This window comes from Burkholderia sp. SIMBA_062, assembly GCF_046534765.1.
In the GTDB taxonomy this organism is placed as follows: Bacteria; Pseudomonadota; Gammaproteobacteria; order Burkholderiales; family Burkholderiaceae; genus Burkholderia; species Burkholderia ambifaria.
In genome coordinates this window covers 122,138-145,280 of sequence record NZ_JAWRYD010000011.1, presented here as the reverse complement: position 1 = coordinate 145,280, position 23,143 = coordinate 122,138, and the positions used below count along the sequence as shown (strand labels likewise).

At 66.4% G+C, this 23,143-nt stretch carries 20 protein-coding genes and 1 other RNA gene; 6 read left to right on the top strand and 15 right to left on the bottom strand.

Going from position 1 to position 23,143, the window contains the following annotated elements:
- Positions 1–100: 100 nt before the first annotated feature.
- From SB786_RS14500 to tyrS, 3 genes are read right to left on the bottom strand one after another with little or no spacing between them, the layout of a single operon-like run.
- The gene (locus SB786_RS14500; RefSeq protein ID WP_410728033.1) at positions 101–763 is read right to left on the bottom strand and encodes a histidine phosphatase family protein; all 663 of its coding nucleotides are present in this window, start codon (positions 761–763) and stop codon (positions 101–103) included.
- A gap of 23 nt (positions 764–786) precedes the next feature.
- The gene (gene dtd / locus SB786_RS14495) at positions 787–1,245 is read right to left on the bottom strand and encodes a D-aminoacyl-tRNA deacylase (protein ID WP_410728032.1); all 459 of its coding nucleotides are present in this window, start codon (positions 1,243–1,245) and stop codon (positions 787–789) included.
- A complete protein-coding gene (tyrS, locus tag SB786_RS14490; protein ID WP_006759920.1) occupies positions 1,242–2,483 on the bottom strand; it encodes a tyrosine--tRNA ligase in 1,242 nt (413 codons plus the stop codon). The genes dtd and tyrS overlap by 4 nt, the downstream gene beginning before the upstream one ends.
- Before the next feature lie 142 nt (positions 2,484–2,625).
- Between tyrS and SB786_RS14485 the strand changes: the two genes are divergently transcribed.
- Positions 2,626–3,774, top strand: coding sequence for an anhydro-N-acetylmuramic acid kinase (locus tag SB786_RS14485; RefSeq protein WP_410728031.1), 1,149 nt, complete (start codon positions 2,626–2,628; stop codon positions 3,772–3,774).
- 108 nt (positions 3,775–3,882) lie between these two features.
- On the opposite strand, the gene erpA is transcribed toward SB786_RS14485, so the two are convergent.
- The 3 genes from erpA to rplM form a co-directional block, all read right to left on the bottom strand.
- Complete coding sequence (gene erpA, locus SB786_RS14480; RefSeq protein ID WP_006751888.1) at positions 3,883–4,254, bottom strand: iron-sulfur cluster insertion protein ErpA; 372 nt, start codon at positions 4,252–4,254, stop codon at positions 3,883–3,885.
- A gap of 205 nt (positions 4,255–4,459) precedes the next feature.
- Positions 4,460–4,852 (bottom strand): 30S ribosomal protein S9, encoded by a 393-nt coding sequence (rpsI, locus tag SB786_RS14475; RefSeq protein ID WP_006751887.1) that lies wholly within the window; start codon positions 4,850–4,852, stop codon positions 4,460–4,462.
- A gap of 11 nt (positions 4,853–4,863) precedes the next feature.
- Complete coding sequence (gene rplM, locus SB786_RS14470; RefSeq protein WP_009687896.1) at positions 4,864–5,292, bottom strand: 50S ribosomal protein L13; 429 nt, start codon at positions 5,290–5,292, stop codon at positions 4,864–4,866.
- A gap of 312 nt (positions 5,293–5,604) precedes the next feature.
- Here rplM and SB786_RS14465 point away from each other — a divergent pair, with 312 nt between their 5' ends.
- Together SB786_RS14465 and SB786_RS14460 are read left to right on the top strand one after the other, a co-directional pair.
- Entirely contained in the window at positions 5,605–5,910 is a 306-nt protein-coding gene (locus tag SB786_RS14465; RefSeq protein ID WP_410728030.1) for a hypothetical protein, read from the top strand.
- A gap of 434 nt (positions 5,911–6,344) precedes the next feature.
- The gene (locus SB786_RS14460) at positions 6,345–6,809 is read left to right on the top strand and encodes an OsmC family protein (protein ID WP_410728029.1); all 465 of its coding nucleotides are present in this window, start codon (positions 6,345–6,347) and stop codon (positions 6,807–6,809) included.
- A 68-nt stretch (positions 6,810–6,877) separates the two neighbouring features.
- On the opposite strand, the gene rnpB is transcribed toward SB786_RS14460, so the two are convergent.
- Positions 6,878–7,289, bottom strand: an RNA gene (rnpB, locus tag SB786_RS14455) — RNase P RNA component class A.
- A 74-nt stretch (positions 7,290–7,363) separates the two neighbouring features.
- A complete protein-coding gene (gene pyrC, locus SB786_RS14450; RefSeq protein WP_410728028.1) occupies positions 7,364–8,428 on the bottom strand; it encodes a dihydroorotase in 1,065 nt (354 codons plus the stop codon).
- A gap of 204 nt (positions 8,429–8,632) precedes the next feature.
- Between pyrC and SB786_RS14445 the strand changes: the two genes are divergently transcribed.
- Positions 8,633–9,550 (top strand): class II glutamine amidotransferase, encoded by a 918-nt coding sequence (locus SB786_RS14445; RefSeq protein WP_175661509.1) that lies wholly within the window; start codon positions 8,633–8,635, stop codon positions 9,548–9,550.
- Positions 9,551–9,750: 200 nt separating this feature from the next.
- Here SB786_RS14445 and SB786_RS14440 read toward each other — a convergent pair whose 3' ends face one another.
- Positions 9,751–10,134 carry a hypothetical protein gene (locus tag SB786_RS14440; protein WP_410728027.1) on the bottom strand — a complete coding sequence of 128 codons (384 nt, stop codon included), beginning with the start codon at positions 10,132–10,134 and terminating at the stop codon, positions 9,751–9,753.
- Between the two features lie 45 nt (positions 10,135–10,179).
- Between SB786_RS14440 and SB786_RS14435 the strand changes: the two genes are divergently transcribed.
- The gene (locus tag SB786_RS14435) at positions 10,180–15,441 is read left to right on the top strand and encodes an autotransporter outer membrane beta-barrel domain-containing protein (RefSeq protein WP_410728026.1); all 5,262 of its coding nucleotides are present in this window, start codon (positions 10,180–10,182) and stop codon (positions 15,439–15,441) included.
- A 104-nt stretch (positions 15,442–15,545) separates the two neighbouring features.
- Here the strand turns inward: SB786_RS14435 and SB786_RS14430 are convergent, their stop codons facing one another.
- From SB786_RS14430 to SB786_RS14405, 6 genes are all read right to left on the bottom strand, one after another.
- The gene (locus SB786_RS14430) at positions 15,546–16,271 is read right to left on the bottom strand and encodes an amino acid ABC transporter ATP-binding protein (protein ID WP_006755150.1); all 726 of its coding nucleotides are present in this window, start codon (positions 16,269–16,271) and stop codon (positions 15,546–15,548) included.
- The gene (gene gltK / locus SB786_RS14425) at positions 16,268–16,945 is read right to left on the bottom strand and encodes a glutamate/aspartate ABC transporter permease GltK (protein ID WP_410728025.1); all 678 of its coding nucleotides are present in this window, start codon (positions 16,943–16,945) and stop codon (positions 16,268–16,270) included. Before gltK ends, SB786_RS14430 begins: the two co-directional genes overlap by 4 nt.
- A complete protein-coding gene (locus tag SB786_RS14420; RefSeq protein ID WP_410728024.1) occupies positions 16,945–17,685 on the bottom strand; it encodes an amino acid ABC transporter permease in 741 nt (246 codons plus the stop codon). The genes gltK and SB786_RS14420 overlap by 1 nt, the downstream gene beginning before the upstream one ends.
- 84 nt (positions 17,686–17,769) lie before the next feature.
- Positions 17,770–18,663, bottom strand: coding sequence for a glutamate/aspartate ABC transporter substrate-binding protein (locus SB786_RS14415; protein ID WP_175657200.1), 894 nt, complete (start codon positions 18,661–18,663; stop codon positions 17,770–17,772).
- 264 nt (positions 18,664–18,927) lie between these two features.
- Entirely contained in the window at positions 18,928–20,214 is a 1,287-nt protein-coding gene (locus SB786_RS14410; protein WP_410728023.1) for a Glu/Leu/Phe/Val family dehydrogenase, read from the bottom strand.
- A 266-nt stretch (positions 20,215–20,480) separates the two neighbouring features.
- Positions 20,481–21,434, bottom strand: coding sequence for a LysR substrate-binding domain-containing protein (locus SB786_RS14405; protein ID WP_410728022.1), 954 nt, complete (start codon positions 21,432–21,434; stop codon positions 20,481–20,483).
- A 300-nt stretch (positions 21,435–21,734) separates the two neighbouring features.
- Between SB786_RS14405 and purB the strand changes: the two genes are divergently transcribed.
- Complete coding sequence (gene purB, locus SB786_RS14400) at positions 21,735–23,123, top strand: adenylosuccinate lyase (RefSeq protein WP_175757167.1); 1,389 nt, start codon at positions 21,735–21,737, stop codon at positions 23,121–23,123.
- Positions 23,124–23,143 lie beyond the last annotated feature (20 nt).

Sequence of the window (23,143 nt, the reverse complement as noted above, 5' to 3'; positions counted from 1 at the left end):
TTTAGTGTCAAATATTGATGACAAGCTGACGAGCTTGCCTGCGCGCACGCTCGTACGAAGCACCCCGCCCATCACGCCGGCCCGGGCCGATACGATCGTATCAGAGTACCTTGCGATACCCGTCGTCGTCGCTCGCGGCGTCGAGATGCGACACGTCGGCCCATTGCACGACCTGCGCGCGGCCATCGACGTAATCGACGACGTTGATGCTCGTGTTGAGCAGTTGATAGCTGCGCGGGGCCGACAGGTCGAGACCGTTTGCAAAGCGGTACACGCAGTCGAGTACGCCGCCGTGCGCGACGCAGGCGATCCGGCCGCCCTGATGCGCCGCGACGATCGGCTCGAGCGCATGCAGCACACGGTGATAGAACTCGCGCTGCGACTCGCCGCCGTCGGGCGAAAAGCCCGGGTCGCGGGTCTGCCACGCGGCGTAGGCGTCCGGAAACAGCATCTCGATCTCGGTGCTGTCATGCCCCTGGAACACGCCGTACGCGCGTTCGCGCAGCCCGTCGCGCAACTGCAGCGGCAGCCCGAGCGCATCGGCAAAGGGTTGCGCGGTCTGCTGCGCACGCATCAGGTCGCTCGAGTAGATCGCGTCGATCCGCTGCCCTTCGCGCGCTTCGCGCGCGAGCCGGACGGCCAGCCGCCGCGCCTGCGCGAGCCCCGTGTTGGCCAGCGGAATGTCGATATGGCCCTGGATGCGCTTGATGCGGTTCCAGGCCGTTTCGCCATGGCGAATGAACAGAATCTGCGTGGTGGCCATCGCGGCGCGTCTCCGGGAAAGTGTCAGGGCCGCACTTGCAGCCAGAACGTCACGGGGCCGTCGTTGACGAGCGACACCTGCATGTCGGCGCCGAACTCGCCCGTCTCGACGACCGGATGGCGCTCGCGCGCGGCCGCGACGAAATAGTCGAACAGGCGCGCGCCTTCGTCGGGCGGCGCGGCCGGCGTGAAGCTCGGCCGCAACCCGCTGTTGGTATCGGCCGCGAGCGTGAACTGCGACACGAGCAGCAGGCCGCCCGCGCCGCCCGCACCGTCGATGTTCGACACCGGCAGGTTCATCTTGCCGGCCGTGTCGCTGAACACGCGATAGCCGAGCAGCTTCGCGAGGAGCTTGTCGGCCGCAGCCTCGGTGTCGCCGCGCTCGGCGCACACGAGCGCGAGCAGGCCCGCGCCGATCTCGCCCGTCGTGCGGTCGCCGACGCGCACGTCGGCACGCTTCACGCGCTGGATCAGCGCGATCATGCGCTCAGCGTGACGCGCGCGAAGCGGCGCTTGCCGACCTGGACGACGAACTCGCCGGCCTCGACCTTCAGGCCCTTGTCGGACACGGTCGCACCGTCGATCTTCACGCCGCCCTGCTCGATGTTGCGCAGCGCTTCGCTCGTCGATGGCACGAGGCCGGCCTGCTTCAGCAACTGGCCGATCGCGAGCGGCGCGCCCGCGAGCGTGACCGACGGGATGTCGTCCGGCACGCCGCCCTTCGCGCGGTGGTTGAAGTCCTCGAGCGCACGCTCGGCGTCGGCCTGCGAGTGAAAGCGCGCGACGATTTCCTGCGCGAGCAGCACCTTGAAGTCGCGCGGGTTGCGGCCGCCTTCGGCGTCGCGCTTGAAGCCGGCGATCTCGTCGAGGCTGCGGAACGACAGCAGTTCGAAGTAACGCCACATCAGCGTGTCCGAGATGCTCATCAGCTTGCCGAACATGTCGGTCGGCTTCTCGCTGATGCCGACGTAGTTGCCCTTCGACTTCGACATCTTCTCGACGCCGTCGAGGCCTTCGAGCAGCGGCATCGTCAGGATGCACTGCTGTTCCTGGCCGTACTGCTTCTGCAGTTCGCGGCCGACCAGCAGGTTGAACTTCTGGTCGGTGCCGCCGAGCTCGAGATCGGCGTTCAGCGCGACCGAGTCATAGCCCTGCATCAGCGGGTACAGGAATTCGTGGATCGAGATCGGCACGCCGCCCTGGAAGCGCTTCGTGAAGTCCTCGCGCTCGAGGATCCGCGCGACCGTGTAGCGCGACGCGAGCTTGATCATCCCGTCCGCGCCGAGCGGCATCGACCATTCGCTGTTGTAGCGGATCTCGGTTTTTTCGCGGTCGAGCACGAGCGCGGCCTGTTCGAAGTAGGTCTTCGCGTTCGATTCGATCTGTTCGCGCGTGAGCGGCGGACGCGTCGCGTTGCGGCCCGACGGATCGCCGATCAGCGACGTGAAATCCCCGATCAGGAAGATCACGGTATGACCGAGGTCCTGCAGCTGACGCATCTTGTTCAGCACGACCGTATGGCCGATGTGGATGTCGGGCGCGGTCGGGTCGAGGCCGAGCTTGATGCGCAGCGGCGTGCCGGTGGCCGCGCTGCGCGCGAGCTTCTGCGCGAACTCTTCCTCGATCAGCAGTTCGTCGACGCCGCGCTTCGTGACGGCGAGCGCATGGCGGACTTCGTCGGTGATCGGGAAAACAGGCTTGGAACTGGGTTCGGTGCTCATCGGTGCCGGGAAGAATGTCGCAAAGACAGGGATTTTCCCATAACTTGCGCGTGCATCGCTTAACGATGCGTCAGGTTGCGCGGATAATCGGGCGCAAGGCGCGTGGCACCGGCCCGCGCCGCTCGATCCAGGAGAACCCAACGTGCCGCAACGACATCCGCAACCCGCCCATCCGGCCGACGGCATCTACTTCGGGCTGATGTCGGGAACCAGCATGGACGGCGTCGACGGCGTCGCCGTGCGGTTCGAGACCGGCAAGGCGCCCGTCGTGCTCGCGGAAGCGTTCGTCGGCTTCGCACAATCGCTGCGCGACGCGCTGTTCGCGCTGCAGCAGCCGGGTGACGACGAAATCGACCGGGAATCGCTCGCGGCGAATGCGCTCGTCACGCGCTACGCGGTGTGCTGCCATGAATTGCAGCGCACCGCCGGGCTGTCGCGCGACGAGATTCGTGCGATCGGCGTGCACGGCCAGACGGTGCGTCATCGCCCCGAGCGCGGCTATACGCGGCAGCTCAACAACCCGGCGCTGCTCGCCGAGCTGACCCAGGTGGACGTGATCGCCGATTTCCGCAGCCGCGATGTGGCCGCCGGCGGCCACGGCGCGCCGCTCGCGCCGGCGTTCCATGCGACGGTGTTCGGCGCGCGCGGCGAGACGCGGGTCGTCTGCAATCTCGGCGGGATCAGCAACATCACGATCCTGCCCGGTGAAGGCGGCGACGTGCGCGGCTTCGACTGCGGCCCCGCGAATGCGCTACTGGACGAATGGGCGACCCGCCATCTCGGCAAGCCGTACGACGACGGCGGCAAGTTCGCCGCGCGCGGCACCGTGCACGCGTCGCTGCTCGATGCACTGCTCGACGAGCCGTATTTTGCCGCGCCGCCGCCGAAAAGCACCGGCCGCGACCTGTTCAATCCCGCCTGGCTCGACGCGAAGCTCGCCGCGTTCGCGCAGGTTGCGCCGCAGGACGTGCAGGCAACCCTCACGGCGCTCACTGCCGTATCGGTCGCACGCGAGATCGCACGACACGCATCGGGCTGCAAGGCCCTTTTCGTATGCGGCGGCGGCGCACGCAACCCGGTGCTGCTCGACGCGCTCAGGCACGCGCTGCACGAAGCCGGCGTGCCAGCCGCGGTCGATACGACCGCCGCGCTCGGCGTGCCGCCGCAACAGGTCGAGGCGCTCGCATTCGCGTGGCTCGCGTACCGCTTCACCGCGCGCGAGCCCGGCAATCTCGCGACGGTGACCGGCGCGGCCGGCAACCGTGTGCTCGGCGCGCTTTATCCGCGCTGACGCGGTGCGCGCCGCGCGGCAGGCGCTCCATTGGCGGATGGGAATAAAAAAACGGGGCATGAAGCCCCGTTTTTCATATCGGCGAACCGGCGCGGATCTGCCGGATGCTCAGACCGAGAACGACGAGCCGCACCCGCAGGTGGTCGTTGCGTTCGGGTTCTTGATCACGAACTGGGCGCCGTTGAGGTCGTCCTTGTAGTCGATCTCGGCGCCGACCAGGTACTGGTAGCTCATCGAGTCGATCAGGAGCTGGACGCCGTTCTTGTTCATCACGGTGTCGTCCTCGTTGACTTCCTCGTCGAACGTGAAGCCATACTGGAAGCCCGAGCAGCCGCCGCCCTGCACGAACACGCGCAGCTTCAGGTCGGGATTGCCCTCTTCGTCGATCAGTTGCTTGACCTTGTCGGCCGCGGCGTCGGTGAAGACGAACGGTACCGGCATTTCGGCCGTCGTTGCTGCGGATTCGGTAACAGCGTTCATGCGAACTCTCCAAAAAGCTTTAGCCGCTATTGTAGGGCCGATCAGAAGATCGTGCTGATGTCCATGAAATCAATAGGTTCTTGTTGATTTCAATGCGCCCGTCCACGCGGGTGGCCGTCGCGCGGGCATAAAAAAACCGCCAGCGCGAAAGCTGGCGGTTTTTTCGGCGAACGCCGCCCGAAAGCGGCGGAGCCATGAAGCGGAATTAACGCTTCGAGAACTGCTTTGCGCGACGTGCCTTGCGCAGACCAACCTTCTTACGCTCGACTTCACGTGCATCGCGCGTGACGAAGCCTGCGGTCGACAGCGACGGCTTCAGCGTCGCATCGTAGTCGATCAGTGCACGGGTGATGCCGTGGCGCACTGCGCCTGCCTGACCCGTTTCACCGCCGCCCGTGACGTTCACCTTGATGTCGAACGTCTGGCCGTGGTTCGTGAGTTCCAGCGGTTGACGCACGATCATCAGCGACGTTTCGCGCGAGAAGTAGTCAGCGATGGGCTTGCCGTTGACGATGATGTCGCCCTTGCCAGCCTTGATGAAGACACGTGCGACAGCGCTCTTGCGGCGGCCCGTACCGTAGTTCCAGTTACCGATCATGTGGGCTCCCCTTAGATCTCGAGCGCCTTCGGCTGTTGCGCCGAATGCGGATGCGTGGCTTCAGCGTAGACCTTCAGCTTCTTGATCATTGCGTAGCCGAGCGGGCCCTTCGGCAGCATGCCCTTGACCGCTTTCTCGAGCGCGCGGCCCGGGAAGCGTTCCTGCATCTTGCCGAACGTCGTTTCATAGATACCGCCCGGGTAGCCCGAGTGGCGGTAGTACTTCTTGTCGAGAGTCTTGTTGCCCGTGACCTTCAACTTGCTCGCGTTGATGATGATGATGAAATCACCAGTGTCGACGTGCGGGGTGAACTCAGGCTTGTGCTTGCCGCGCAGACGGCGTGCCACTTCGCTGGCAACACGGCCGAGAACCTTATCCGTCGCGTCAATCACGTACCATTCGCGCGTCACCTCATGGGCTTTTGCGGAAAACGTCTTCATGATCGATCCAAAAAAAATGCTTTGCCCGATGTGTTCTTCCTGCTTGTCTGTGTGCGCTTCGAGGCGCGGTGCAGGCTCTCCCTGTTCTTTTTCCGTGGGCATGAATGCGGAAAAGCCCTGAATTATAAAGGAAATACGGCGACGCGGTCAAAGGGAATCCACGTCCCGCACCGGCCGCGCCCGAAATGGGCCAGAATTCGGTCGTGCCCCGACACACCAGGCGAACCGAGCGCCCGGGGAGGCACCCATCGACGCGCGGCACCAGACCTTGCCGCGCCTGATCGGCCGACAACGGAAAAACGACAAACAAGCATGATGAAACAACGATTTACGCCCTTTCTCGCGGCCGCATGGCTGGCCGCCGCCGCGCCCGCAGTCGCGGCCCCGGCCGGCTGCGAGGCCAAGCTCGACGCACTCGACGCCCGCATCGCGGAGGCCCGCGGCGCCCATGCCGAAGATCGCGTCGCCCGCCTACGCGCGGTGCGCGCACGCGTGCATCACTTCTGCGCACGCGGTCATGGCCACGCGTCGGCCACACCCGCGCCGGCGCCTGCCGCCCGTTCGGCGGATACGCCGCCCGACACGGCGTCGCGGCCGGCCGCACGGCAACCCGCGTAATTACACCAGTAACGGGTGCCGGGGCGCGCAAACTGCGCGCCGCCGATTGCATGGGACGAAAAAAAGCCCGAACGGCTGGTTCGGGCTTAATCCACCTCAGGAGGAGAGTGGAGGAGACATGCGGAGATTGTCGCACCGCGACAACCAATGAAGCTGATTATACGAATACGGCGTCGACTTCACAAGAAAATTCGCATTAAGAAATCTGAAACCATAATGTGGGATGTGCGCCATCTCGCGAGGCCAATCGGATTTTCCGTTCAAAATCAAACGCTTGGTCAGCAAGCGCTAGCTCGGAAGCCCACCGAACCTAGAGTAAAACCCCTAACGACCTCAAGCAAATCGGCGTCCGAGGCCCCACTGGGCGTCGCACGCGCTGGCGCGCCGTGTCGCTTCGTGCAGCGCATCAGCCGACCCTTGCCCGGCGGGCTACAATGCCGGATCGAATCCGAATCAGGCAACGCGGGAGTGCAAGCATGGAATGCAAAGTAAGCTGGATGGGTCAGGACGGCATGGCGTTTTCCGCCCAGACCGGAAGCGGGCATCTTGTCGCGATGGACGGCGCGCCGGAAGGCGGCGGCCATAACCTCGCGCCGCGCCCGATGGAAATGGTGCTGGTCGGCACCGGCGGCTGCACCGCATACGACGTCGTGCTGATCCTGAAGAAGAGCCGCCAGGAAGTCACCGGCTGCTCGGTCACGCTGAAGGCCGAACGCGCGAGCGAAGATCCGAAGGTGTTCACGAAGGTCCACTTCCACTTCACCGTCACGGGCCGCAACTTGAACCCGGCCACGGTCGAGCGCGCGATCAACCTGTCGCACGACAAGTACTGCTCCGCGTCGATCATGATCGCGAAGACGGCCGAACTCACGCATTCGTTCGACATCGTCGCGGACTGAACGCACGGCAGCCAAACATGAAAAAGGGCCGGCGCTCCTGGTGGAGCGCCGGCCCTTTCGCATTCGAACGGCAAAGCAGGCCGATAAGCCGGATTCTGTGCACGCTGCACGCCGAGGCTCGCAGCGCGTGGCAGCCATTCCTCTAGGCGCGCCATTGCTGACGCGCTCAAGCTTCCTACCCGCAGACGAGACGGGGGCCCCGTCCTGCATCCGAAAATGCGCGCCTGCCTACTTGGAATTGCTCCGGGTGGAGGTTACCGTGCCGGCGAACGTCGCCGTCGCCGCGGTGCGCTCTTACCGCACCGTTTCACCCTTACCTGATCCCGGCTTGCGCCGGGCCATCGGCGGTTTGCTTTCTGTTGCCCTGTTCCGCGTGTCGCCACGGATGGCCGTTAGCCATCACCCTGCCCTGTGGAGTCCGGACTTTCCTCGCCCCCGCCTGCCCGAAGGCGGCGAGGCCGCGACTGCCTGGCCTGCTTTGCGACGCGCATTCTAGCACTGCGCGCCGCCGGCCGTCTGGCCGACGTCACGCGGCGGCACGCCGGCCACGCTGGTCACGCGAACTTCCAGCCGATCGTTTCGCCGGCGCGCAGCGGCACGACCGGCGTATCGCCCGCGAACACCTCGCGCGGCAATTCCCAGGTCTCGCGACGCAGCGTGACGGTTTCGGTGCTGTGCGGCAGCCCGTAGAAATCCGCGCCGAAGCGGCTCGCGAAATTCTCCAGCTTGTCGAGCGCGCCGGCCTGGTCGAACGCTTCCGCATACAGCTCGAGCGCGTGCAGCGCCGTGTAGCAGCCCGCGCAGCCGCACGCCGTTTCCTTCGCGCCGCGCGCGTGCGGCGCGCTGTCGGTGCCGAGGAAGAAGCGCGGGTTGCCCGACGTCGCGGCCTCGACGAGCGCGACGCGATGCATTTCGCGCTTCAGCACCGGCAGGCAGTAGTAATGCGGGCGAATCCCGCCGACGAACAGCGCGTTGCGGCTGTACAGCAGGTGCTGCGGGGTGATCGTCGCGCCGAGCAGGCCGGGCGCCGCGTCGGCGTCGCGCACGTAGTCGGCCGCGTCCTTCGTCGTGATGTGTTCGAACACGACCTTCAGGCCCGGGAAATCGCGGCGCAGCGGCGTCATCACGCGATCGATGAACACCTTCTCGCGATCGAACATGTCGACCGACGGATCGGTCGCCTCGCCGTGCACGAGCAGCGGCATGCCGGTTTCCTGCATGACCTCGAGCGTCTTCGCACACTTCGCGAGATCGCTGACGCCGTGGTCCGAGTTCGTCGTCGCGCCGGCCGGATACAGCTTCACGCCGTGCACGAAGCCGCTGTCGCGCGCGCGGCGGATTTCGTCGGGCGCCGTGTTGTCGGTCAGGTACAGCGTCATCAGCGGCTCGAACGTCATCCCGGCCGGCAGCGCGGCCAGGATCCGCTCGCGATAGGCCTGCGCGTGCGCGGTGGTCGTGACGGGCGGCTTCAGGTTCGGCATGACGATCGCGCGGGCGAACTGGCGCGCGGTATGCGGCAGCACCGCGGCCAGCATGTCGCCGTCGCGCAAGTGCAGGTGCAGGTCGTCGGGACGGGCGAGCGTGAGCGTCGCCGGAGAGGAAGCGTTCGAGGCAGTCATAGGAGGCGTCGTGAGGAACGGGCCGGCCATCTGCGGGGCCGGAACGCACGTGCGCGGACCGACTGACGGCAAACCGCAACACGAGGCCTTCGGCCGGCGGAATCCGCTTTTTACCGCTCAAGGCTCGGTGATATGCTAGAAACCACATTGTACCGGGGTTCCCCCGGTTGGTTACCCTGCTTCCGCCCCCCGCCCCCAAGTAAAATGTGCCAACTCCTAGGAATGAACTGCGCCGCGCCGACGGACGTCACATTCTCCTTCACAGGTTTCGCGGCCCGGGGCGGCCTCACCGATCACCATGCCGACGGCTGGGGAATCGCGTTCTTCGAGGACAAGGCCTGTCGCCTCTTCATCGACCAGCAGGCTTCGGCCACGTCGCCGATCGCCGAAATGGTGAAGCGCTACCCGATCAAGTCCAAGAACACGATCGCGCACATCCGCAAGGCCACGCAGGGTCACATCCTGCTCGAGAACAGCCACCCGTTCATGCGCGAGCTGTGGGGGCGGCACTGGATCTTCGCGCATAACGGCGATCTGCAGGACTACGAACCCGACCTCGACGGCAGCGTCTACCATCCGGTCGGCACGACCGACAGCGAGAAGGCGTTCTGCGTGCTGATGCAGGGGCTGCGCGAGGCGTTCCCCGGCGCTCAACCGCCGTTGCCGGAGCTGTTCGAGCGCGTCGGCGAGCTGACGCGCGGCATTACCGATCACGGCGTGTTCAACTTCCTGATGTCGAACGGCCAGGCGCTCTTCGCGCACTGCTCGACGCGGCTGCACTACCTCGTGCGGCGCTGGCCGTTCTCGACCGCGCACCTGGTCGACGAAGACCTGTCGATCGACTTCGCGAAATACACGACGCCCGAGGATCGCGTCGCGGTGATCGCCACGCAGCCGCTGACCGACAACGAAATCTGGACCTCGTTCGAACCGGGCGAGCTGATCATGTTCCAGTGCGGCGATGTCGCCGCGCGGATGCAGATTCCGGTGCCCGAGCGCGTGCTCGAGAAGCTGCGCAACCCGGCGCTGGACGCATCGGCGTCCGCGCCGTGCGGCGGGGTGATTCGCGAGGCGCTGGCGGCCGGCGCCGCGGACGACGGCGACGACGCGATCGATTTCTGAGCCGCGCGCGCTCGCGCACCTGCTTCCATTGCCGTCGCCACGCAACGGCGTGATCGATTATCCGCGCCGAAATCCGGGGCCGTGCGCTCCCGCCGAAAATCGCTCCGCTTTTCATCCACGCTGCGGCTTTCGTTTCATCCGAACCACAATTCCGCGTATCGAACCTGCCTCACGTAACATTCACTTGATTTTATTAATGTTCAAGAGAAAATAATACATACGCAAAACAAGTAAATGGCCGAGATCATAAATACATAATCCGGAAACCACATTTTATCGCGGCAATTTTCCGCGAACAGTGCGGCAGGCCACCGACACACGGCATAACATGCAGCCCCTTGAAAATCCACAAAACCCTTACCCCACAAGGATTTCAGTTCGATCAACCACACAATCGAAAAATACCGGATGAAATCGGCGTTATCGCCACATTCCTGATTTTTTTGATAATCGACCGCCATCTCCATTAGTAGACTCGCCCCATCCCCGGTGTAACGGATCACGATTGGCGCGACATCCGCAATGCGGCAACGGCCGCCGCACGCCCATTCGAGCCATTTTCCCGCCGTGGAACGCGCTTTCACCGCACCGCGGTGGACACCACTTCAAAAAAGAGAGAGGGGCTTGTCGTGAATCACTCATTTCGATCGATATGGAGCGAAGCCGCCGGCTGCTGGGTGGCGGTCGCTGAAACGGCCCGGGCGCGCGGCAAGCGTTCGGGCAGCGAATCGGGCTCAAGCCGCCGTGCCGGCCGCATGGCGGCCCGACGCTCGCCGCGGCGTGTCGCCGCGCTCGGCGCCGCGCTGGCCGCGCTGTCGGCCGGCTCCGCGTACGCATCGACGTGCGGCGACGGCTCCGCCATCACGAGCGGCGGCGCTTGTGCGCTCGGCAGCTACAGCCCGACCGTGAACGACAACCTGGCCGGCGCCACGACCGTGTCGGGCGGCGACACGGTCGGCGTGACGGGCCCATGGACGAGCGCCGCCGGCGCCCCCGGCTATACGCTCACGCCGATCGGCAATACGTCCATCGTGTCGGGCAACCCGAACCAGCCGCTGCTGTCGCTCGGCGGCAAGACGCGGAGCGTCAGCACGCCCGACTCGATCATGGGCACCCATACTTCGATCGCCACGTACGACTCGTCCGCGTTCGCCGCGTCGACGGCGGGCGCGACCAACGTGCCCGTCTACCAGGACGTGAACGGCAACCAGTACGTGAACCTCCGGCTCGGCACCGTCGACAACACCGGCGGCACGCTGAACGTGTCGATCGGCAATCCGGCGAACGCGCCCGACGCGGCCGGCAACGCGATCTCGATCGCGCCGAAGCAGACCGACCTGACCTTCGCGGACGGCACCGGCGCGGCAAAAAGCGTCGTCAACTGGAATTCGCGCAACCAGATCTGGCTCGGCACCGGCGACTATCTCGCGAGCGGCGGCGCGGTCGGCCAAGTCCAGCTCGACGTGCCGACCTATGCGGGCACCTTCACCGCGTTCGACGGCAGCACGTGGACCGTGAGCGACGCCGCGTCGCTCGCCGCGTACAACGACTTCCTCGCGCGCTCGGTGCGCAGCGGCGCGCTCGGCTCGCAAGCCGCGTACGACACCGCGTTCGGCCAGGCCGTCACCTTCACGCAGGAAACCTTCCAGTACGCGAACAACGTGTCGGCCGGCGACAAGAACACGCTGCCGATCGACCATCTGTCGGTGACGCACGGCACGGGCGCGAACGCGACGCTGCAGATCGGCAAGGACGGCCAGATCGACTTCCGCGGCACCAACACGATCGAATCGAGTTCGGCCGTCCTCGCGGAAAACGGCGCGCACTTCGTCAACGACGGCCGCCTGTCCGGCGACTTCACGCTGGTGCGCCTCCTCTCCGGCGCGAGCGGCGTCAACAACGGCGTGATCTCGTCCGGCTACGCGTCCGGCGACAACGTCGATACGAGCAGCAGCACGCCGCCCGACAACTTCGGGTTCCACGCGTACACCGAGGGCAACGGCGTGTACGCCAGCGGCACGGGCACGACGTTCGCGAACAACGGCGTGATGAACGTCGGCGCCTGGACGCTCGACGGCAATCGCCCCGACCTGCAGAACTACGCGGTGGCCGTGACGGGCGGCGCGAACGCGTCCAACGCCGGCACGATCAACGTCGGCGTCAACGCGACGACGCTCGACAGCCAGGTGATCGGCGGCTTCGCGGCCGGGGGCACCTTCATCAACGAGGCCGGCGGCACGATCCAGCTCGGCCGCGCGGCCCAGTACGGGCCTGGGGCAGCGGCGAACGACGTCGCGCTGTCCGCGCGCGCGTACGGGATCCTGCTCGGCGCGTCGGGCACGGCCAGCAACCTCGGCTCGATCGTGATCGGCTCGCAGACGCAGAACGGCGCTGGGATGGCGAGCCTCGGCTCGTCGTCCGGCACGCTGCGCAACGCGGGCTCGATCGTCGTGAACGGCACGGCGCCCGGCACGCCGCTCGCGAACGTCGGCATGCTCGCGGCCAACACGGCCGCGACCGTGAGCAACACGGGCACGATCACGCTGAACGGCGTGAACGGGATCGGCATCATGGTGGTCGGCACCTCGACGGCGACAGCCGCGACGTCGACCGGCACGATCAACGTGGCCGGCGGGCTCGACCCGGCATCGGACACGCGCAACTACGGCGTGTGGGCCGAAGGGTCGCGCGCGAAGGCCACGGTCGACGGCGCGCTCAACCTGACGGGCACCGGCGCGATCGGCGTCCATGCGCGCTCGGGCGCGACCATCGACGTCGGCGCGAACGCGGTGCCCCGCTTCATGTCGGGCACGAACCAGGTCGGCTTCTATGCGTATGGCGCGGGCTCGAGGATCAACGTCGCCGCGCAGCACCTGAGCGTCGATACCGACGATTCGACGCTGTTCCGGATCGCCGGCGGCGCGGCCTATACGGGCGCATCGGCCGCCGGCACGCTGACGACGGACGTGACCGGCCAGCGTGCGCGCGGCGTGCTCGCGACCGGCGCCGGCACGACGCTGTCGACCGGCAACGCCACCTATAACGTCAACGGCGCGAACGGCATCGCGGTGGCGGTCGAAGGCGGTGCGCAGGGCTCGATCGACGCCGGCGCGACGATCAACCTGAATGCGGCCGGTGCGATCGCGGGCGTCGTCGACGGTCAGGCGCACGACCTTGCCGGCGCGAATGCCGGCGCGCCGGTCGCGACGACGCTGGCCAACGCCGCCGCGGTCACCTCGTCGAGCGCGGGCGTGACGGGTTTCGTCGCGCGCAACCTCGGCACGCTCGAGAACCGCGGCTCGGTGCTGCTGACCGGCGCCGGCTCGACGGGCGTCGTGATCGGCCCGCTCGGCACGGTGAACAACGCGTCGACGATCCGCGTGTCGAACGGCACCGGCGCGCTCGTGCAGGGCGCGTCGGCGACGCTCGCCAACGCGGGCACGATCGAGGCCGACGACGGCGTCGCGGGCGTGCACCTGACCGGCGCGGGCGCCTCGGTCGCACTGTCGGGCGCGGGCACGGTCGTCGCCAACGGCAGCGCCGACGGCGTGTTGATCGACTCGACCGTCTCGAACGGCGGGATCGCGGCCGGCGCGACGTCGATCGCGGTGGGCGGCGCCGGCAAGGGCATCGACAACCTCGGCACGAACACGACGATCGCGCTGTCGGGCACGCAGATCGGCACGACCGGCAACGGCGCCGACGGGCTGTCGTCGACGGGCGCCGACGCGCGCATCGCGACCGATGCGGCGACCGTCGTGCGCACCGCCGGCGACAACGCACGCGGCCTCGTGGTGGCGGGCGCGGATTCGACACTCGCCGCCAACGGCACGACTATCGCGACGACGGGCGCCGGCGCGCACGCGATCATCGCGGGCAGCGGCGCGAGCGCGTGGCTGTCGGGCGCGAAGGTCTCCACGGCGGGTGCGGCGGCCGACGGCCTCGTCGCGCGGAACGGCGGCCGCATCGGCGACACGGGTTCGTCGATCGCGAGCGCGGCCGGCAGCGGCGCGAACGTCGACGGCGGCGGCGTGCTCGCGCTGACCGGCACGACGCTCAAGGGCGCGAGCGCCGGCGTGCTGAGCACCGACACGCTCGGGACCGGCGCGACGAGCGCGGTGCTCGTCGACGGCGGCAGCGTTGCGTCCGTCGCCGGGCCGGCGTTCGCCGCACGCGGCGGTACGGTCGACATCGCGGTGCGCAACGGCACCGTCGTGACGGCCGGCAACGGCACGCTGCTGGACCTCGCGAACGGCAGCACCGCGACCTTCAACGCATCGGCGGTCAACCTGAGCGGCGACATCATATCCGACGCGTCGAGCACCGGCCACGTGGTCCTGGCGAACGGCACGACGCTGACCGGCAAGATCGACCCGGTCGCGCTGACCGTCGACGGCACGAGCACGTGGCGCATGACCGGCAGCTCCGTGCTGAGCAGCCTGAACAACGCGGGCTTGGTTGCATTCGCCGCACCGTCCGGCGCGCCGACGGCGGCAGGCAGCTACCGGACGCTGACGACCGGCAGCTACGTCGGCTACGGCGGCACCATCGCGCTGAACACCTACCTCGGCGCGGATGCGTCGCCGACCGACCGGCTGATCGTGAACGGCGGCACCGCGAGCGGCACGACGGGGCTGAAGATCGCGAACACGGCCGGCACCGGCGCGCAGACGACGGGCGACGGGATTCCGGTAGTCGTCACGGCCAACGGCGGCACGACCGCCGCATCGGCGTTCCATCTCGCGGGGCCGGTGCAGGCCGGCGCATACGAATACCGGCTCTATCGCGGCGGACAGAGCGATGCGAACGGCTGGTACCTGCGCTCGCAACTCGACCCGACGGATCCTGGCGACACGGTTCATCCGTCCGGCAACGGAAACGGAAACGGGAACGCCAATGGCAATGGCAACGGCGGCAATCTCGCGTATCGCCCGGGCGTCGCAGGCTATGCGATGACACCGCTGCTGAACGCCGACTACGGCTTCTCGACGCTCGGCAAGCTGCACGAACGCGTCGGCGACATCTACAACCTCGAGAAGCAGGCGCCGGGCAACCGCGACGGCGTGTGGGGCCGCATCGGCGGACAGAACCTCGACGCGAACGCGGGCCGCTTCGCGGCCGACGCGCGCACGTTCTTCGCGCAGTTCGGCAAGGACTGGACGCTCGAGCAGGCTGCGGCCGGCGGCAGCACGCATGCCGGCGTGACGGCGAGCATCGGTGTCGCGAACGCGAGCTTCGACGACATCGCGCGTGCCTATACGCCGGGCCTGTCGACGTCGACGGGCTCGGTCGAGATGCACGCGCAGAGCGTCGGCGGCTACTGGACGCGCTATCTCGCCGACGGCACCTACTTCGACAGCGTCGGCCAGCTCACGCACTACGGCAACCGCTATCGCGACAGCTACGGCAACGACGCATCGCAGAACGGCTTCGGCATCGCGCTGTCGCAGGAAGTCGGCAAGCCGTTCGGGATCGGCGGCATGCCGATCGCGGTCGAGCCGCAGGCGCAGCTGATGGTTCAGTACCTGAAACTGAACGGCTTCAACGACAACGTGTCGGCCGTATCGGGCACGACGACGAACGCGTTGCGCGGGCGCGTCGGCGTGCGGATCTTCCGGCCGAACCTCGACGCGAACGCGGGCGGCGGCGCCGCGACGCCGTACTTCACGGCCGACGTGCTGCACGACTTCCTGTCGCCGGGTCAGACCATCGTCGGCGGCACGCCGTTCGCGACACACCTGGGCCGCACCTGGTACGAGCTGGGCCTGGGCGTGACCGCGGGCTTCGGCAAGTCGGGCGAGTTGTACGCGAACGTGAAATATGCGCGCAACCTCGGTGGCGAATACCGGCGCGGCGTCACCGGGCAGGTCGGTTATCGCTACAGCTGGTGACGCGCGACGCGAAGCCGTCCGGCTGCCGACGAAAAAAAACCGCCCGGCGTTCGGCCGGGCGGTTTTCCGCATGCGCGCACCCGCAGCGCGCGATGTGCGAACGCTCAGTGCAGGATTTTCGCGAGGAAGTCCTTCGCGCGATCCGATCGCGGATTCGAGAAGAAATCGTCCTTGCGGTCGTCCTCGACGATCGCGCCCTTGTCCATGAAGATCACGCGATGGGCGACCTTCTTCGCGAAGCCCATTTCGTGCGTGACGACCATCATCGTCATCCCTTCCTGCGCGAGCTCGACCATCACGTCGAGCACTTCGTTGATCATCTCCGGATCGAGCGCGGACGTCGGTTCGTCGAACAGCATCGCGATCGGGTCCATCGACAGCGCACGCGCGATCGCGACCCGCTGCTGCTGGCCGCCCGACAGTTGCCCCGGAAACTTGTGCGCATGCGCCTTCAGGCCGACGCGATCGAGCAGCTTCATGCCCTTCTCGTTCGCTTCGTCCTTGCCGCGGCCGAGCACCTTGATCTGCGCGAGCGTCAGGTTCTCGGTGATCGACAGGTGCGGGAACAGCTCGAAATGCTGGAACACCATCCCGACCTTCGAGCGCAGCTTCGACAGGTTCGTCTTCCGGTCGCCGACCGACTGGCCGTTCACGAGGATCTCGCCCTGCTGAAACGGCTCGAGGCCGTTGACGGTCTTGATCAGCGTCGACTTGCCCGAGCCCGACGGACCGCACACGACGACCACTTCGCCCTTGTTCACCTCGGTCGTGCAATCGGTGAGGACCTGAAACTGGCCGTACCACTTCGAAACGTTCTTGATGGAAATCATCTTGTGACCTTTTTCTGGAGACCTTTGACGAGGGCAGACGCCACCGAGCAAATCACGAAATAGCACGCACCCGCGAACAGGACCATCTCGACGGTCGTGCCGTCGCGATCGCCGACGTTGGCGGCCGTGCGGAAGAAGTCCGCGAGACTGATCACGTACACGAGCGACGTATCCTGGAACAGGACGATCGCCTGGGTGAGCAGCAGCGGCACCATCGCGCGGAACGCCTGCGGCAGGATCACGAGGCGCATGGCGTGCGCGTAGTTCATGCCGAGCGCGAACGCGGCGTTCATCTGCCCGCGCGGCACCGCCTGGATGCCGGCACGGATGATCTCGGAATAATACGCGGCTTCGAACAGCGAGAACGCGACCATCGCCGACGCAAGCCGGATGTCGATCGTCGGCGACAGCCCGAGCACGCCCTGCAGCACCTGCGGCACGATCAGGAAGAACCACAGCAGCACCATCACGAGCGGGATCGAGCGGAACACCGTCACGTACGCTTTCGCGAACCACGCGAGCGGCTTCACGCCGGACAGCCGCATCAGCGCCAGCAGCGTGCCCCAGACGATGCCGACGACGATCGCGATCAGCGTGATCTTGAACGTGACGACCGCGCCGGACCACAGCGTCGGCATCGCGCCGGGAATACTACTCCAGTCAAACTGATGCATCACTTGCCTCCGATGTAGCCGGGCAGCCGCGTGCGGCCTTCGATCCAGCGCATGAACGACATCACGACGAGGTTGATGACCACGTACGCGAGCGTCACCGCGATGAACGATTCGTAGGTCTGCGCGGTGTAGTCGACGAGCTGACGCGCCTGCGCGGACAGGTCGAGCAGGCCGATCGTCGATGCGACGGCGGAGTTCTTGAAGATGTTCAGGAACTCGGACGTGAGCGGCGGCACGATGATCCGGTATGCCACCGGCAGCAGCACGTAGCGGTACGTCTGCCATTGCGTGAAGCCCATCGCGAGGCCGGCCGCGCGCTGGCCCGTCGGCAGCGCGTTGATGCCCGAGCGCACTTGTTCGCATACGCGCGCACCGGTGAACAGGCCAAGACAGACAATCGACGCGGTGAAGAACTGCGTGGTCGGCGGCAGTTGCTTGATCCAGGTGCCGACCGACGCGGGCAGCAGCTCGGGCACGACGAGGTACCAGACGAAGAACTGCACGATCAGTGGGATGTTCCGGAAGATCGACACATAGACGGTGCCGATCGCGGACAGCCATTTGTTCGGCACCGTGCGCAGCACGCCGAACAGCGAACCGACGATCAGCGCGATGACCCAGGCGACGAGCGACACTTCGATCGTCACCCAGAAGCCCGACATCAGCCATCCGAAATAAGTCGTCGGCTCGCCGGTCGAGACGGGGCTCAGGAAGATGCCCCAGTTCCAGTGGTAAGACATGGGCAAGACTCCAGCAAAAAGAAACGGAAGAAGCGTGGCCTCTTCCGTTTCAGTAGCGTCATTACTGCGTCAACGTCCGTGTGGTCAGTCGAGCGCCTTGTCGTTCGGGTTCGCGTACAGCTTCTTCATCGAATCGGACAGCGGGAAGTTCAGGTTCAGCCCCTTCGGCGGAATCGGGCTCTCGAACCACTTCGCGTAGATCTTCGCGGCTTCGCCCGACTTCTCGACTTGCGAGATCGCGTCGTCGACCACCTTCTTGAAGTCGGTATCGCCCTTGCGCATCATGCAGCCGTAAGCCTCTTCCGATTGCGGCGTGCCGACGATCACCCACTCGCCCGGCTGCTTCGCCTTCGCGCGCTCGCCCGCGAGCAGCGCGTCGTCCATCATGAACGCGACCGCGCGGCCCGACTCGAGCGTGTTGAACGAGTCGCCGTGGTCCTTCGCGCTGATGATGTTCATGCCCAGCTGCTTGTCGTTGTTCATCTTGCGCAGCAGGCGCTCGGACGTCGTGCCGGCGGTGGTCACGACCGTCTTGCCCTTCAGGTCGGCGAAGTCCTTCACACCCGAATCCTTCTTCGTCATCAGGCGCGTGCCGATCACGAAGATCGTGTCGGAGAACGCGGCTTGCTGCTGACGCTCGGTGTTGTTGGTGGTCGAGCCGCACTCGATGTCGACCGTGCCGTTCTGCACGAGCGGGATGCGGTTCTGCGACGTGACCGGGATGTTCTTGACCTGCAGGTTCGGCAGGCTCAGCTTCTTCTTCACCGCGTCCACGATCTTCATCTGGAATTCGCGCGAATAGCCGACGACCTGCTGGTTCTGGTCATAGTAGGAGAACGGGATCGACGATTCGCGGTGCCCCAGCGCGATCACGCCCGTGTCCTTGATCTTCTTCAGCGTGCCGGTCTCCTGTGCATGCGCGCCGCTCGCGAACGCGCACAGCGCCGCGACCATCAGGACTGCCTTCTGGTATTTCATTTTGGTCATCTCCTTTGCTAAAACCCGCGCCAGTGTATCAAAGTAATATTTTTGAAAGAACTGGTTGTTTACCGCACTACGAATCGCCCTGTACGAAGCCTTCCTCCCGGCTTCGGGCGCGCTCGTGACGCATGAATGCACGCGCGGGCGGTGCCGGATTCGGCACCGCCCGCGAGGGATCATGCACGCAATCGGTGGATTGCGTCACGCTGTGATCGTAGTCAACCGATCGCCGATCGGCAATGGCCGACCGGCGACGCCCGATCAGGGGTACAGGCCGCGCATTTCGCGCGCCATCAGGATGCGCTTGCACGCGACGATGAACGCCGCCGTGCGCACCGACACCTTGTGCTCTTCCGCAACCGCCCACACGCCGGCGAACGCTTCGCGCATCACGCGCTCGAGACGGTGGTTGATCTCGTCTTCCGTCCAGAAGAAGCTCGAGAAGTCCTGCACCCACTCGAAGTACGACACGGTCACGCCGCCCGCGTTCGCGATCACGTCCGGGATCACGAGCACGCCGTTCGCGCTCAGGATGTCGTCGGCCGCCGTCGTCGTCGGGCCGTTCGCGCCTTCGACGATGATCTTCGTGCGGATCTTCGCTGCGTTCTTCTCGGTGATCTGGTTTTCCAGTGCCGCCGGGATCAGGATGTCGGTCTCGACCGTCCAGAACTCGTCGTTCGGCATCGGCTCCGCGCCTTCGAAGCCCGCGACGCCGCCCGTGCGTGCCACGTGGTCGAGCAGCTTGTTCGAATCGAGGCCGGCCGGCCGGTAGATCGTGCCCGTGTGATCCTGCACCACGATCACCTTCGCACCCGCTTCCTGGAACAGCTTCGCCGCGATGCCGCCGACGTTGCCGAAGCCCTGCACCGCGATGCGCGCGCCTGCGATTTCCAGGCCCTTCTTCTTCGCCGCTTCCGAGCCGACGACGAACACGCCGCGCCCCGTTGCTTCCTTGCGGCCGAGCGAACCGCCGAGCGAGATCGGCTTGCCGGTCACGACGCCGGTCGACGTCTGGCCCTGGTTCATCGAGTACGTGTCCATCATCCACGCCATCACCTGTTCGTTGGTGTTGACGTCCGGCGCCGGAATGTCGGTGTTCGGTCCGATGATGATGCCGATTTCGCTGGTGTAGCGGCGCGTGACACGCTCGAGCTCACCGCGCGACAGCTTGCGCGGGTCGACGCGGATGCCGCCCTTCGCACCGCCGTACGGCACGTTCACGGCCGCGTTCTTCACCGACATCCATGCGGACAGCGCCATCACTTCCGACAGCGTCACGTCCTGGTGGTAGCGCACGCCGCCCTTGCCGGGGCCGCGCGACACGTTGTGCTGCACGCGATAGCCTTCGAAGTGCGCGACGGTGCCGTTGTCGAGCTCGATCGGGCAGTCGACGATCAGGATGCGCTTCGGACGCTTCAGCGTTTCAAGCCAGCGCGACAGCGAACCGAGGTACGGCGCGACGCGATCGACCTGCTGAAGGTAGTTGCCCCACGGGCCGAGATCGTCGGCGTGCAGGTAGGACGGGATGGACTGCTGTTGCGAAGACATGGAAGCTCCAACGTTCAACGGATTGCGCACATTGTCGAAAAACCCGTTTTTTTTATCCAATGCCGTTTGTTTATTCGATTATGCGTTTCTTGCATGATCGCGATTTTTCGCAAATCCGCGGTCGATTTGCGCAAGAACGCCCGCGATCGGTCGTGCATCGCGTTGCGCGAAAAATCGTTGGTGCAATACACCGGACGCCCGCCCGACAGCCGTCCGACAGGCGCGGCAAGCTCGTCGTCAGCCGCGCGCGGCCGTGCTCGATTCTGTCATTCGGCCGTGTCGCGCAATTCGTCGCGCACGACCTCCCACAACGCGCGCACGAGTTTCTGGCGCGGATCCTCGCCCTGCAGCGCGAGCTTGTCGCAGTACAGGCGAATCTCCATCGTCAGCGTGTACGGATGCGTGCCGCCGCGCGCGGAACGGTCGAGCCGGATCAGCCGGCCGCCGGCCACCGCGTCCTCGACCGCGCTGTGCGGCAGGAACGCGACGCCGTGGCCCGCGAGCGCCATCGCCTTCAGCCCTTCGGCCATGTCGGTTTCGTAGACGCGATCGAGGAACAGCCGCGTCGGTGCGTTCGCAACGATGACTTCGGTCATCCGGCCGAGATACGCGTTCGGCGTATACGACAGGTACGGCACGCGCGCATCGGCCGTGCCCGGCAGCGTGTAGCGCGGCCGGCCCGCGCGGCCCGGCGCCGAGAACGCGCTGATCGGCTCGCTGCCGAGGACGAGCATGTCATAGCGCGCCGGGTCGAGCGCGACCGGGTGGCTCGGGTGGTGGTAGCCCATCACGAGATCGCAGCCGCCCTCGACGAGCGACAGCACGGCATCGTGCACGTTCAGCGCGCGCAGCCGCGTGTGGAGCTGCCCCATCTTCGCCTCGATCCGCTGCAGCCAGCGCGGGAAATACGTGAGCGACAGCGTGTGCGGCACCGCGAACTCGATCGTCGGCACCGGCGCGCCGACGTGACCGCGCAGCAGCGTGCGCGCCTCGTGCGCCTGCGACAGCATCGTCAGTGCCTGCTCGTAGAAGATCTGGCCGGCCTGCGTGAGCCGCGTCGGATAGACCGAACGATCGATCAGTTCGGTCGCTAGCCATGCTTCCAGCGCCTGGATGCGCCGCGAGAACGCGGGCTGCGACACGTGCCGCAGTTCGGCGGACCGGCTAAAGCTGCGCGTTTCCGCGAGCGAGACGAAGTCTTCGAGCCATTTCAGTTCCATGCAGGCGGGCGCGGCGGGCGGCGGTCGGGAAGAAGCCTGCATTCTACCGGCGGGCGGGGTGGCCGGCGGGGTGGCCGGCGGGGTGGTCGGCGGGGTGGTCGGCGGGGTGACAGGCGGCCGCGGCGAGTCGGCGGGGCGCCCGCCGGCAGGCCGGATGCGCGACGGCCGGCCGCCAGGTGCGCACCGATTGCCCGGGGCGGGCAGCGGCCGGACCGGTTCGGCCGGAATCGACCCGCGCCAATGGTAAAATGCCGGATTCTCCTCCCCCTCGTTCGCCCCGGCTCCAAGGCCCGCCCGATCATGTCCGACACTCGTCCCGATACGCTTTTCGCCCTCACCGCGCTCTCGCCCATCGACGGCCGCTACGCCAGCAAGACCGAAGCGCTGCGCGACTGGCTCTCCGAAGCCGCCTTCATGCGCCACCGCGTCACCGTCGAGGTGCACTGGCTGATCGCGCTGTCGCGCGCCGGCTTCGCGGAAGTCCCGCGCTTCTCCGACGCATCCGAACAATTCCTGCTGCAGCTCGCCGAGCGCTTCACCGCGCACGACGCCGCGCGCATCAAGGAAATCGAGCGCGTGACGAACCACGACGTGAAGGCCGTCGAATACTGGCTGAAGGAATCGGTCAAGGGCCAGGCCGAGCTCGAAAAGGCCAGCGAATTCATCCACTTCGCGTGCACGTCCGAAGACATCAACAACACGTCGCACGGGATGATGCTCGCCGGCGCGCGCGAGCACGTGATCCTGCCGGCGCTGCGCACGGTCCACCAGCGCCTCGTCGCGCTGTCGCACGCGCTCGCCGAGCAGCCGATGCTGTCGCGCACGCACGGCCAGCCGGCCAGCCCGACGACGCTCGGCAAGGAACTCGCGAACGTCGCCGCGCGCCTCGCCCGCGCGATCGCGCGCATCGAGAAGGTCGAGATCCTCGGCAAGATGAACGGCGCGGTCGGCAACTTCAACGCACATCTCTCCGCGTATCCGGAATTCGACTGGGAAGCGTTCTCGCGCGACGTGATCGAGAACCGCCTGAAGCTGACGTTCAACCCGTACACGATCCAGATCGAGCCGCACGACTACATGGCCGAGCTGTTCGACGCGGTCGCTCGCGCGAACACGATCCTGCTCGACCTCGACCGCGACGTGTGGGGCTATATCTCGGTCGGCTACTTCAAGCAGAAGACGAAGGCCGGCGAGATCGGCTCGTCGACGATGCCGCACAAGGTCAACCCGATCGATTTCGAGAACTCGGAAGGCAACCTCGGCCTCGCGAACGCGACGCTGCGCCACCTCGCCGACAAGCTGCCCGTGTCGCGCTGGCAGCGTGACCTGACCGACTCGACGGTGCTGCGCAACATGGGCGTCGCGCTCGGCTACTCGCTGCTCGCGTACGACTCGCTGATCCGCGGCCTCGACAAGCTCGAAGTGAACCCGCAGCGCCTGAACGAAGATCTCGACAACTGCTGGGAAGTGCTCGCGGAGCCGGTGCAGACGGTGATGCGCCGCTACGGCATCGAGAACCCGTACGAGCAGTTGAAGGAACTGACGCGCGGCAAGGGCATCACGCGCGAAGCGCTGCAGGAATTCGTCGGCACGCTGGCGATCCCGCAGGACGCGAAGGATCGCCTGCTCGCGATGACGCCTGCGTCGTACATCGGCAAGGCCGTCGAACTCGCGAAGCGGATCGCGTAAGCGCCGCCGTCGCCGGACGG